The following is a 12824-nucleotide window of genomic DNA, read 5'->3' on the forward strand; positions in this document are numbered from 1 at the left end:
CGTGCCGCTGCAACAAGTTGTCGGCGCGCCCCACTCCCTCACCGTCATCCCCGCGCAACGGCTTTGCCCGTTGTCGCTGGAGGTGGCCGCCTTTTTGGCGGCCCTCGAAGGGTCGACGGCCACCAGCCGGGCCGTGCATCCTTCGAGGCTCGCTGCGCTCGCGCCTCAGGATGACGGATAGAAAGCAAGCGCGAAGATTAGCGCGTCCGCTTCTTCGCGGCGTTCGCCTTGGCCCTTGGTTTGGCCTTGGTGTTTGCCTTCGGCCGTGAAGCGGGCGCATCCCTCACCTCCTCGCTCTCATCTGCCTCCGCCCGCAGCGTGTCGAGCAACCAGTCGCGGAACGCGCGCATGCCTGGCGTCACCTCGCGCGACTTCAGCCAGGTCAGCCAATAGGACCCCGCCGGGACTTCAGCCGCGAATGGCCGCAGCAGCCGGCCCGACGCCAGCTCGTTCTTGAACATCGCAGTCGGCACCAGCCCGACGCCGACGCCGCGCGCGGCCGCCTCGGCCATCGCGACCGAACTGTCGAAGATCGGTCCCTGGATTTTCGGGCATGGCGCGCCGGCCACCGCAAACCACAACGGCCATTCTTCGGCGCGGTAGGAGCGCAGCAGGAATTCCTGCGCGAGATCGGACGGCTTGCGCAGCCGGCCCGCGACGTCGGCGCAGCACACCGGCGAGAGCGGCGCGGACAGCAGATGGATCGCCTCGGTGCCATGCCACGAGCCGTCGCCGAAGCGCAGCGCGAGATCGAGCCCGTCGCCCGCGATGTCGACGCGGTTGTTGTTGGTGAGCAGGCGCAGGTCGATATAGGGATGCGCGCGCTTGAAGCGGTCGACCCGCTGCAACAGCCATCCGGTCGCAAACGTCGTGACGCAGCCGACGGTGACGACCTCGCGCGTGCCTTTGGCCTCGATGCGGTCGATCGCAGCCCCGATCCGGTCGAGCGCGTCGGTCAACACCGGCAGCAGCGCCAGCCCTTCGTCGGTGAGCACCAGCCCGCGCGGCAGCCGGCGGAACAGGCTCGCGCCCAGGAGTTCCTCGAGCTGCTTGACCTGGTGGCTGATCGCGGTCTGCGTCACGCGCAGCTCCATCCCCGCGCGGGTGAAACTCAATAGCCGCGCGGAGGCCTCGAAGGCGCGCAGCGCGTTCAGCGGGAGATGCCGGCGCACGGCGTCATGACCAAGTTTTCCTCATGCCTCGTTGTATAAATGATTGTTTGTGCGCCGTCACGCCGCCCGGCAGTTTCGCGCCGCCAACGGAGACGAGACATGCTGACGAGACGGACATTCGGATTGCGCGCGCTGGGTCTTGCGGTGTCCTGCACCCTGGCGCGGCCAAGCGCCGCGGCAGGACCGAGTGCAGCAGCGGGACCAAGCGAACCGGCGCGGCGGCTGCAGGAAGAGTTTGCACGCATTGAGCTTGCGACCAGCGGCCGGCTCGGCGTCGCCGCGCTCGACATGGAGACCGGATCGCGCGCGAGCCAGCGCGGCGACGAGCGGTTCCCGATGTGCAGCACCTTCAAGGCACTGGCGTCAGCCGCGGTGCTGCACCGGGTCGACCGCGGCGAATCCAGCCTCGACCAGCGCGTGCAGGTCGAGGCCAAGGACATCTTGGCCTATGCGCCGGTGGCCAAGCAACACGTCGGATCGAGCATGACGCTGTCCGAACTCTGCGAGGCCGCCATTACCCTAAGCGACAATACCGCTGCCAACCTGCTGCTGCGCGAGATCGGCGGGCCTGCCGGCTTCACCCGCTTCTTCCGCACCATCGGCGACAATGTCAGCCGGCTCGATCGCTGGGAGGTGGCGCTGAATGAAGCCGTGCCGGGCGATCCGCGCGACACGACGAGCCCTGTCGCGATGCTGAAGAGTCTGCAGCGCGTGGTGATCGGCGACGTCCTGCAGGCCGCCTCGCGCCAGAAGCTCGTGGACTGGATGGTCGCCAACAAGACCGGCGACGCCCGGCTGCGCGCCGGCGTGCCCCGCGACTGGCGGGTTGGCGACAAGACCGGCACCGGCGAGCGCGGCACCTATAACGATATCGGCGTGTTCTGGCCGCCCGGCCGCAAGCCGATCGTGGTGACGGTCTACCTGACCGGGGCAAGTGCACCGATGGAGAAGTGCAACGAGGTGATCGCCAATGTCGCCCGCGCCGTCGCGCATGCGAGCACCGGGCAGACCGGCTAGAGCAGGCAACGGGCTCTGCTGCACCTCGCCCCGCACGCGGGGAGCGGTCGGAACGCATCGCTAGATGCGTTCCGGGTGAGGGGGAGTCTCCGCGCATCCGTCTGGCTTCGCATGCGCTGAGAGACCCCTCACCCCAACCCTCTCCCCGTAAGAACGGCTATCGCATTCACACATCTGGGTTGCGATTAGCGGTAAAGCGGGATTCTCTATCGGTAGGCAAGCCGGTGGAGGTTTTGATGGCCGGGGTGGCATATGGACGGGGACGATTTGGCGATCGTCGCCTGGAAAAAGGGGGGCGCGGCTGCATGCGGCGCTGGTGGCCCGGCCTGGCTCGTGCATCCGCCGCCTCGGTGAGGACCGTGCGGGCGAGATGCAGTTTCGCCGGCTTCTTCACAATCCGTCGGTGACGGCCGCAGAGATGTCACGGCATGCCGGAGACCTCACCGGGCAGCGAGCGGCTGGTCGGCATGTTGTTGTCGCACAGGACACGTCGGAATTGATCTTGGGCGGCCGGCGGTCGCGACAATGCTACGGACCGGTCGCCAAAGGCAATGCCGCGGGTTTGTTGCTGCATGTGGCACTGGCGGTAGAGGCCGAGACGCAAGGGTTGCTCGGTCTGGTCTCGATGCAGGTCTGGAACCGTAACCGAGAGGAGTTGGCACCACGGCGCAAGCGGGCGACGGCGGCTAAGGAATCGCAACGATGGATCGAGAGCAGCGAACGGGCGGGTGAGGTACTGGCTGCGGCGGCCAGCGTCACGATGGTATCGGACCGCGAAAGCGACTTTTACGAACTGTTCGTGAAGCGTCCGCAAAACGTCGAATTGGTTGTGAGGGCCTGCCAGAATCGGCGGATCGAGGGGTCCGAAGAAGACCCGGATTTGCTGTTCACCTTCATCGACGCCCAGGCCGAACAAGGGCGCGTTGCCATGACGGTCCCCGCCGCACCAGGACGGCGCGCGCGCGATACCGAGTTCGCAGTGCGCTTCGCGCCGGTGGCCGTATGCCGGCCGCTCCATGGAGCCGATCCGACGTTGCCCGAGACGGTTCACCTGACGCTGGTCGATGTCCGCGAGGTATCGGAGCCGAAAGACGGTAGCGCACCTGTGCATTGGCGGCTTTTGACTACCCACGCTGTCGCTACATTGAACGACGCGCGTCAAGTGGTCGGCTTCTACCGGACGCGTTGGGTGATCGAGGAGTTCTTCCGTACGCTCAAGACGGCAGGCTTCGATATAGAGGAAGCCGATATCGGCGACCCGCAGGCCATGATCAACTTCGTCGCTGCTGCAGCCGTTGCGGCCATCACCATCAAGCAACTCGTCCAGGCCCGCGACGGCAACACGGATCAGCTCCTGAGCGATGCCTTCGAGCCGGACGACCAACCCATCCTCGAAGCCGTCTCCGCCCGGCTCGAAGGCAAGACCGAGCGGCAACGCAATCCGCACCCGAAGGGATCCCTGGCCTTTGTCGCTTGGGTCATCGCACGCCTCGGCGGCTGGACCGGCTACTACGGCAAGCCGGGTCCCAAAGTCATCCGCATCGGCCTTGCCAAGTTCCACGCCATCAAATACGGCGCCAATCTAAGGCTTCAGAATGTGTGAATCTGATAGGTAAGAACGGGGCGAGGGAGCGCAGCGCGGTCGCGCTCGCTATTCCACATAATGGTATCGTGTTCTCGCGCGGCTGCGCGGCTTGGCAGCAACCAGGGATCATGCGACGCTCAATCCGAATGGCGATGCTGATAGCAGGCCATACGGAGGACACGCCTTGTATCGCCGCATCGCCATCGCCGCGCTGTTAGTTGCCGGCAGCGTTCACAGCAGCCGCGCGGCGGCTGACCCGGCACGGTGTCGCGAGCTGATCCGCAAATACGAGACCGACAAGGCGCAGCTCAGCGCAGTCGAAATCTCGCTGACCTTGTTTGCGGCGGCCAATGCCGATTGCATCAATCTCGCCACCGCGCTGCTCGATGGCGGCGCCTCGGTCGACGCGCGGGACCGGCTCGGCGCAAGGCCGCTGAGCCACGCCGCCCGCTCCGGCCATCTCGACATGGTCGACCTGCTGCTGGCCCGCGGTGCGCCGGTCGATGCGCGCAACCTCGCGGGATCGACCGCGCTGTATCTTGCCGCCGAGCGCGGCCATGTCGCAATCGTGCAACGCCTGATCGACCGCGGCGCCGACGTCAATCTCACCGGACGCAGCGGCGCTTCGGCGGTCGCGGCCGCCGCCTATGCCGGCCGGGACATGGTGGTGCGCATGCTGCTGGCGCACGGCGCCGACGGCCGCAAGGCCGACGACACCGGCAAGCCGCCGGTGGTGTATGCGGCCGCCGCCGGTCAGCTCGGCATCGTCAAACAGCTGCTCGCGCTCGAGATCGACATCAACGCACGCTATGCCAACGATCTGACGCTGCTGATGTGGGCGGCCGGCCCCGATGAGACCGTGCCGGAGGCGCAAGCGCTCGAGGTCGTCTCCTATCTCCTGGACGCAGGCGCCAGGGTCGACGAACGCGACGCCCGCGGACGCACGGCGCTGATGATCGCCGCCGAGGGCAACCATCCGGCGATTGCGAAAGCGCTGCTCGCCCACGGCGCCGATGCGGCGCTGGCCGACAAGGCCGGCAAGCACGCCGCCGATCTCACCATCCTGTCGGCGCTGCGCGAGGAGCTGACGCCGCGCTGAGGCATGACGCGATGGACTCATTGGTTGCGAAAGGTCCGCGGGTCGGCTAGATTTTTCTCTACGAAGAGTCTCCGTGCTCATTCGTCCTATCGCGCGACTGGCGAGCTAACGTGGAATCGACCACGGGGAAGCGCGAAGGGTTCCAACGCCGATCGCCTGGGCAACCAATCTGCTGGAAAAACAGCGTGTTGAGGAGCCCGAGCATGCCGTCATTTCACAACGAACTGTCCATCAACGATCAAGAGATCGCTGCCGCCCTGGTAGGGGAAGAGCGCCGTCAACAGGACGGCGTCGAACTGATTCCGTCCGAGAATTACACGTACCCGGAGGTGCTTGAACTGCTCGGATCGGTCTTCACCAATAAATACTCCGAGGGATATCCGGGACGCAGATACTACGGCGGCCAGCAGTATACCGACAGCATCGAGAACCTCGCACGCCAGCGGGCCTGCTCGCTTTTTCGTGCCGAGCACGCCAACGTTCAGCCGCTTTCCGGATCACCGATGAATCAGGCCGTCTATCTCGGCCTATTGAAGCCCGGCGACACGATTCTCGCCATGGACCTCTCCCACGGCGGTCATCTCACCCACGGCGCGCCGGTGTCCCACATGGGGCGCTTGTTCAACTTCGTTCGTTACAAGACGGCCCCGTCAAACGGCGCGATCGATTTCGATGAATTGCGCGCGATTGCGCGTGAAGCGCGTCCGAAGATGGTGTTGTGCGGCTACAGCTCCTATCCGCGCGACCTGGACTATGCGGCATTCAAGAGTATCGCCGACGAAGTTGGCGCGCTCACGATGGCTGACGTGAGCCACTATGGCGGGTTGGTTGCCGCGAATGTCATGCGCAATCCGCTTGATGCCGGCTTCGACATCATGACGACGACATCCCACAAGACACTGCGCGGCCCCCGCGGCGGGATCATCCTGTGCCGGAAGGAAAATGCCGGTCGGATCGATGCTTCCGTCTTTCCAGGTTTGCAGGGCGGACCTCACATGAACGTCGTGGCCGGGATTGCCGTGACGCTCAAGAAGGCGGCGACCTCGGATTTCCAGGTTTACGCGCGGCAGGTTCTGCACAACGCGAAGGTTCTTGCCGGCGCGCTGATGGAACGCGGGATGAAGCTGGTCACGGACGGGACGGACAATCACATGATGGTCGTCGATACAGTAGCGTCCGTCGGAATGGACGGGCGAGCAGCCGAGGACGTGCTCGATGCCATCGCCATCACCACAAACAAGCAGGTTATCCCAGACGATCCGCGCCCGCCGCTCAGGCCAAGCGGTATTCGCCTTGGGACACCGGCGGCGACCACGCGTGGCATGGGAGACCCCGAAATGCGCCGTATCGGTGAGTTCATTGCGACGGCTCTGCAGGCGAACGGAGACGATGCGGTCGTCGCGCGTCTCAGGTCGGAGTGCATCGAGATGTGCCGGGCCTTTCCTGTTCCAGGCGTGGTGTCCAGGTCTCGACCGAACTGATCGGTTGTACGGCAACCGGAACTTGACTCGCAGATATGCAGAACGGGTCGGGCGCCGGCGCCCACCCTCGATCACCAAAGACGCATATGCGATAGCCCTGCCCGCTACAGCCCCGCCAGATAGTCCACCAGCGCGGCGAGGTCGTCGGGCGACGTCGCCAGCATCAGGTCGGACATGCCGGGATTGTTGCCGCGCGCGCGGGTGCGGAAATCGGCGATGGTTTTCGCGAGGTAGTCGCGTCCCATCCCGGCAAGCCGCGGCACCGTGCCGTCGCCCTGGAAGCGATCGAGATGGCAGGCCGGGCAGCCGACCGAGCGGCTGGCGCTGACCGCCTTCTCCGCCACATCCTTGGGCGCGCGCGGCTGGCCGAGATCGGGCCATGGCTTCTGCGAGAAATATTCCGCGATCGCCAGCATGTCGTCGCGCTCGAACTGGGTCGCGATCGGCTGCATGATCTCGCTCTTGCGATCGCCGCGCTTGAAATCGCGGAGCTGGATATAGAGATAGCCGGCCTGCTGGCCCCAGATCGTCGGAATGGTCTTGTCGACGGGCTTGCCGTCCTCGCCGTGGCAACCGGTGCAGACCTGCACCTTCTCCTCGATCGTCTCCGCGCGCGCTTGCGCCGCCATCAGCAGCAGCGCGGCGCCGCACATCATCAATTTACCGAACATTGGCTCATCCGAAGAAAACAGAGGCGGGACCGAACCGGTCCCGCCTCGCCGCGCGATTATGCATCCCGCCTCGGCTCAGTCGAGCGTGAAGGCGATGATGTTGTTGCCACGCTTGTAATCGATCTGGGTGTTGCCACCCGCGCCGACCACGACATATTGCTTGCCGCCGATCATGTAGCTCGACGGCGGCGCGTTGACGCCGGCGCCGGCGCGGAAGCTCCACAGCTCCTTGCCGCTCGACGAATTATAGGCCGCGAACTTGCCGTTGCCCTCGCCGGTGAACACCAGGCCGCCGGCGGTGGCGAGGATGCCGCCGATCATCGGCTCGGGCGTCTTGACCTGCCATTTGATCTTGCCGGTGTTGTAGTTCACCGCGGTGATGTTGCCCGACTGCTTCTCGCTCGGGATCACCTTGAAGGCGCCGCCCAGCCACAGCTTGCCGTTCGGATAGGCCGAGCTCTCGACGTGGTAGGTCATCGGCTGGTGCAGGTTGATGGCGTAGGCCAACTCCTGTCCGGGGTCGGTCGCGATCGGCGACCATTCGACGCCGCCATTGGCGCCGGGCAGCATGCGCGCGCCTTCCTTGGTCGGGAGCACCCACATGTTCTCCTGCGGCACCATCGCTTCGGAGAAGCGGATCAGGCTGCAGTCCTTGCGATCGTGCACATAGATGTGCCCGGTCTTGCCGGCATGAATGACGCCGGGAATCGTCTTGCCGTCCTTGTCCTTGACGTTGACCAGCACCGTCGGGCTGACCGCGTCGAGATCCCAGACGTCATGGGCGATGTACTGGAAGTGGCAGACATACTTGCCGGTATCGAGATCGAGCGAGACCAGCGAGTTGGTGTAGAGGTTGTCGCCGGGCCGGTTCGAGCCGTCGAGGTCGGGCGAGGGATTGCCGACGACGAAGTAGATCCGGTTGGTCGCCAGATCGACCGACGGGTTCTGCCACACGCCGCCGCCGAGCTTGGCATAGGGATCGCCGATCTTGGCGAGCATGTCCTTCTCGGCCTGGATATTGCGATGCATGTCGCGGCCGGTGGCGTCCTTGGTCGCCCAGACGCCGACGGAGTTCTCCGGAATGGTGTTGAAATTCCACAGCTGCTTGCCGGTCTTGGCGTCATAGGCGCGCACGAAGCCGCGAATGCCGTATTCGCCGCCATTGGTGCCGATCAGCACTTTGTCCTTGACCACGGTCGGCGCCATCGTCTCGCTGTAGCCGAGCTCGGGATCAGCGATGTTGGTGGTCCAGACCACCTCGCCGGTCTTGGCGTTCAGCGCCATCAGTTTGGAATCCAGCGTCGCCAGATAGACCCGGTCGCCGAGCACCTGGACGCCGCGATTGTTGGGACCGCAGCAATAGACGGTGATCGGGCCCATCTTGTGGGCATAGTGCCAGAGCTGCTGGCCGGTCTTGGCGTCGAGCGCATAGACATGGCTGAACGACGTCGTGACATACATCACGCCGTCGACGACGATCGGCGATGTCTCGAGCGACTCCTTGACGTCGGTCTGGAAAATCCAGGCGACGTGCAGGTTCTTCACATTGTCCCGGCTGATCTGCTTGCCCGGATAAAACCGCGTCTGGGCGTAATTTCCGTTGGTGAGCAGGAAGTCCTTGGCGTTCTTGTCGGCGGCGTTGAGCTGCTCCTGGGTCACCGGAGGGACATTGGCGTTCCCCAGGACCGACTGCTTCTCCTGCTTGACTTCTTGCGCGATGGCAGCACCGGACAACAGGCCAACGCCGACCGCTGCGGCGAATGCCGCAAGCCATTTCACGTACATGGTCTCCCCCGTTATTTCTTGGTTGCAGTATCAGGGATGATGTTTGCTACTTCCCCTTCGAGGCCTGGCCGCCGTAGCAAGCGCGCACCGTTGGTGGCCTTGGTTGCGCTGCAATAGGTGATCAAAAAACAACGACAGGTATCGATGGATGGGTTCCATGTTAGCGCTGTCCTTCACAAAGACAACCGATGCGCTCAATGCGAAGCCACAACAGCATGCGTTCGCGCGCCCGAAGTGCTACGAGCGCTGGCTTGCATCAACCTGAGCAATATCGGTGGCTTCCGGCGCCTTCGCGCATCGCCGGACACATTCGCCTTCGCAGGCGCAGCACGCAAAATGAGACTAAGCGTCAAGCGACGGCGTCGCGCGGCGCCGGCTGAGGCCATTGGTCTCCGCCGGCGCGATCGCTTCCTCCCGGATTACTCCCAGGTTACTCCCAAGCCCAGGTCGAGAAATCATTCTCAAACTGCGGCACGTCCTTCCACACGCCCTTCAGCTTCTTGCTGGCGATCGTGATCAATTGCGGCTGGAACAGGAAGCCGGCGACCGCATCGGTTGCCAGCATGCGCTGCGCGTCGCCGAGCAGCTTGGCGCGGCCGGCCTCGTCAGGCGTCGCCATGATCTGCTGATAGAGCGCGTTGAACGCCTCGGACTTGTAGCCGAGATAGTAATCCGGCTCGGTCAGCTTCACGAGGTCGAACGGCTCGACATGCGCGACGATGGTGAGGTCGTAATTGTGCGGGCCGGTGAAGACCTGCGACAGCCATTGCGCCCATTCGACGTTCTCGATCTTGGCAACAATGCCGACCTTGGCGAGCTGGGCCGCGAGCACCTCGCCGCCCTGCCGCGCGTAGGACGGCGGCGGCAGCTTGAGGCTGAGCTCCAGCGGCGTCTTGACGCCGGCCTCGGCCAGCAGCTTCTTGGCAAGTTCGGGATCGTAGGGGTTGATGCCGGTGGTATCGACATAGCCGAGCGATCCCGGCGTGTAGAAACTGCCGATCGGCGTGCCGAAGCCGTCGACGGCGCCGTCGATCATCGCCTTGCGGTCGATCGCCGCCAGGATGGCGCGGCGAACGCGGACGTCGTCGAGCGGTTTCTTGCGCTCGTTGATGCCGACGATGGTTTTTGTTCGCGAGCCGCCGATCAGCACGTTGAAGCGCGGGTCGGCCTTGAACTGCGCCAGGCTGCGTGCCGCCGCAACCCGCGGGAACGCGTCGACGTCACCCGACAGCAGCGCCGCGACCTGCGCGGCGGGATCGCCGATGAAGCGGATCGTCACCTTGGCGAGCTTGATCGCGGCGGCGTTGCGATACTCCGGCCATTTGACCAGCGTGATCGACGAGCCCTTGGCCCAGTTGCCGAGCGTGTAGGGTCCGGTGCCGACCGGCTGCGTCACATCGGTCGGCGCGCTCTTCGGCTCGACGATCGAGCCCGATGCCTGACCGAGCAGGAACGGCAGGTTCGGCTCGGCGTACTTCAACGCGACGACGATGGTCTCCGGGTCCGGCGCCCTCACCGACGCGAAGGCCTGGTACAGGCTCCTGTCCTTGTTGGTCGAGGTCGGCGCCGCGGCACGGTCGAACGTGAACTTGACTGCCGCGGAATCGAACGGCTCGCCATTTTGGAATTTGACGCCCTTGCGGAGCTTGAAGGTGTAGGTCTTGAGGTCCGGCGAGGCCTGCCAGCTTTCGGCGAGCAGCGGCGACACCGAGCCGTCCTCGTTGATCTTGGTCAGCGTCTCATAGACGTTGTAGAGCGTGACTTCGGCGATCGCCGCGGCCGCCGCGTTGGTGGGATCGAGTCCCGGCGGCTCCAGCGTCATGCCCATCACGACGCTGTCCTTCTTGCCCTGCGCGAGGCTCGGCAGCGGTGCTGCGGCGAGCGCGGCAGCGGCCGCAATGATGCACAATTTTCTCAACATTGGTCTGCTCCCCGGACGTGCTCTTTGATCAGCCTGGGCTGGTCCCGCACAATAGACTAACCGGCCTCCGCGACCACCGGCGGCAGCGCCATCACGGCTTCGGCGTAATGGCAGGCCGCCAGATGCGCGTCTCCCACGCTGCGTAGCGCAGGCGCGGCCTCGCGACAATGCTGGTCGGCGAGAGGGCAACGCGGCGCGTAAGGACAGCCGGCCGCGGCCGATGCCTGCGAGCCGATCGCCTGCGCGCCGCGGCGCCGCCGGACGCGACCTGCCCGGGCGCGCGGAACCGCATCCAGCAGCGCGCGTGTGTAGGGATGGGCGCTGTGGGCGAACAGATCGGCGGGACGCCCCTGCTCGACGATCCGCCCAAGATACATCACCGCGATCTCGTCGCAGAGCAGATCGACCACCGCAAGGTCGTGGCTGATCAGGATATAGCTCAACCCGAACTCGTCCTGCAGGTCCTGCATCAAATTGAGCACCTGCGCCTGCACCGAGACGTCGAGCGCCGAGACCGGCTCGTCGGCGACGATCAGTTTCGGCTGGGTGATCAGCGCGCGCGCGATCGCGATGCGCTGGCGCTGGCCGCCGGAGAATTCGTGCGGGAACTTGTCCATGTCGGCATCGCGCAATCCGACCTGCCGCAGCACCGCGGTGACACGCTCGCGCAGGCTGCCGCGATCGATCCACCCGAGCGCAGTCAGCGGCTCGGCCACGATGCGCGCGACGGTCTGGCGCGGATCGAGCGAGCCGTAGGGATCCTGGAACACCATCTGGAAATCGCGGCGCGCATGGCGCAGTTCGTCCGGCGGCATCCGGTTGAGGTCGCGGCCCAGCAAACACACCGTGCCCGATGTCGGCCGCTCCAGCGCCATCACCAGCCGCGCAAAGGTCGATTTGCCTGACCCGGACTCGCCGACGACGCCGAGGCTCTTGCCCGGCATGACCTGCGCTGTGACGCCGTTGAGCGCATGCACCTGCGCCGCCGGCTTGAACAGGCTTTCACGCGGCAAGGTGTAGCGTTGCGCGAGATCCGTCACCTCGAGCAGCGGCGTCGCGGGCGCGGACCGGGGCTGTTCAGGTACCGTCATGCGCCGATGCCTCCGGCGGCCATCGAGACGTCGGTCCTGATGCAACGCACGCCATGGCTCCCGCCGACATCGACGACAGCCGGCAACGCCGCGCGGCAACGTCCTTCCACGATCGCGCAGCGATCGGCGAAAGTGCAGCCCGCAGGCAGGTCAACCAGCTCCGGCACGGTGCCGGCGATGGTCCTGAGCCGCGTCCCCTTGCGCGCGCCGAGCCGCGGGCGGGCGCGGAACAGGCCCTGCGTATAAGGATGGCCCATCCGGGTGAACACGGCGTCGGTGGCGCCGCTTTCGACGACAGTGCCGCCATACATCACCATCATGCGCTCGACATTCTCGGCGATCACGCCGAGATCGTGCGAGATCAGGATCATCGACATGCCGCGCTCCGCGACGAGATCGGCGATCAGATCGAGGATCTGGCCCTGGATCGTGACGTCGAGCGCGGTGGTCGGCTCATCGGCAATCAGCACATCGGGCTGGCAGGCGAGCGCCATCGCGATCGTGATGCGCTGGCGCTGGCCGCCGGAAAACTGGTGCGGATAGGCATCGACCCGCCTCGCCGCATCAGGCAGCCCGACGCGATCGAGCAAGGCAATGGCTTCCAGCCGCGCTTCGGTTGCCGAGACACCGGTATGACGCCGCAGCGGCTCGGCGACCTGGTGGCCGATCGTGTGCATCGGATTGAGCGCGGTCATCGGCTCCTGGAAGATCATGCTGATGCGGTTGCCGCGCAGCTTGCAATAAGCCGTGTCAGGCAGACCGACGAGCTCTGCGCCGTCGAGCCGAATGCTGCCGCTGATCACGGCGCTGTCGGGCAAGAGCCCCATCAGGGCCAGCGCCGTGACCGACTTGCCGCAACCGGATTCGCCAACCAGCCCGAGCGTCTCGCCGCGCCGAAGCGCAAAGCTGACGCCGCGGACGGCCTGCGCCGGGCCGCGGCTGGTGTTGAGCCGGACGCCAAGGTCCTTCACCTCGATCAGCGGCGCACCCGTGTCAGCCATT

The 12824-nt window shown here is 65.4% G+C and carries 10 protein-coding genes and 1 riboswitch; of the genes, 4 read left to right on the forward strand and 6 right to left on the reverse strand.

From position 1 onward, the window contains the following. Window positions 1-197: 197 nt before the first annotated feature. On the reverse strand, window positions 198-1172 hold the full coding sequence (locus tag HU230_RS24780) for a LysR family transcriptional regulator (RefSeq protein WP_176529447.1): 975 nt from the start codon (window positions 1170-1172) through the stop codon (window positions 198-200). 99 nt (window positions 1173-1271) lie between these two features. Here HU230_RS24780 and bla point away from each other — a divergent pair, with 99 nt between their 5' ends. The 4 genes from bla to HU230_RS24800 all read left to right on the forward strand — a co-directional run bounded on the left by bla (window position 1272) and on the right by HU230_RS24800 (window position 6354). Next, window positions 1272-2189, forward strand: a complete 918-nt coding sequence (gene bla / locus HU230_RS24785) for a class A beta-lactamase (protein WP_176529446.1) — start codon at window positions 1272-1274, stop codon at window positions 2187-2189. Between the two features lie 316 nt (window positions 2190-2505). Beyond that, window positions 2506-3792, forward strand: a complete 1287-nt coding sequence (locus HU230_RS24790; protein ID WP_224943361.1) for an IS4 family transposase — start codon at window positions 2506-2508, stop codon at window positions 3790-3792. A 166-nt stretch (window positions 3793-3958) separates the two neighbouring features. Beyond that, a complete protein-coding gene (locus tag HU230_RS24795; protein ID WP_176529445.1) occupies window positions 3959-4873 on the forward strand; it encodes an ankyrin repeat domain-containing protein in 915 nt (304 codons plus the stop codon). An 83-nt stretch (window positions 4874-4956) separates the two neighbouring features. Next, a riboswitch (ZMP/ZTP riboswitch) is annotated at window positions 4957-5042 on the forward strand. Window positions 5043-5076: 34 nt separating this feature from the next. After that, entirely contained in the window at window positions 5077-6354 is a 1278-nt protein-coding gene (locus HU230_RS24800; protein WP_176529444.1) for a serine hydroxymethyltransferase, read from the forward strand. Between the two features lie 104 nt (window positions 6355-6458). Here HU230_RS24800 and HU230_RS24805 read toward each other — a convergent pair whose 3' ends face one another. From HU230_RS24805 to HU230_RS24825, 5 genes are all read right to left on the reverse strand, one after another. After that, window positions 6459-7025, reverse strand: a complete 567-nt coding sequence (locus HU230_RS24805) for a c-type cytochrome (protein ID WP_224943536.1) — start codon at window positions 7023-7025, stop codon at window positions 6459-6461. A 75-nt stretch (window positions 7026-7100) separates the two neighbouring features. Further along, window positions 7101-8810 carry a pyrroloquinoline quinone-dependent dehydrogenase gene (locus HU230_RS24810; RefSeq protein WP_176529443.1) on the reverse strand — a complete coding sequence of 570 codons (1710 nt, stop codon included), beginning with the start codon at window positions 8808-8810 and terminating at the stop codon, window positions 7101-7103. 430 nt (window positions 8811-9240) lie between these two features. After that, the gene (locus HU230_RS24815) at window positions 9241-10731 is read right to left on the reverse strand and encodes an ABC transporter substrate-binding protein (protein WP_176529442.1); all 1491 of its coding nucleotides are present in this window, start codon (window positions 10729-10731) and stop codon (window positions 9241-9243) included. A gap of 56 nt (window positions 10732-10787) precedes the next feature. Next, window positions 10788-11822, reverse strand: a complete 1035-nt coding sequence (locus HU230_RS24820; RefSeq protein WP_176529441.1) for an ABC transporter ATP-binding protein — start codon at window positions 11820-11822, stop codon at window positions 10788-10790. After that, window positions 11819-12823 carry an ABC transporter ATP-binding protein gene (locus HU230_RS24825; RefSeq protein ID WP_176529440.1) on the reverse strand — a complete coding sequence of 335 codons (1005 nt, stop codon included), beginning with the start codon at window positions 12821-12823 and terminating at the stop codon, window positions 11819-11821. The genes HU230_RS24820 and HU230_RS24825 overlap by 4 nt, the downstream gene beginning before the upstream one ends. Window position 12824: the final 1 nt, after the last annotated feature.

Source organism: Bradyrhizobium quebecense (genome assembly GCF_013373795.3).
GTDB classification, from domain to species: Bacteria; Pseudomonadota; Alphaproteobacteria; order Rhizobiales; family Xanthobacteraceae; genus Bradyrhizobium; species Bradyrhizobium quebecense.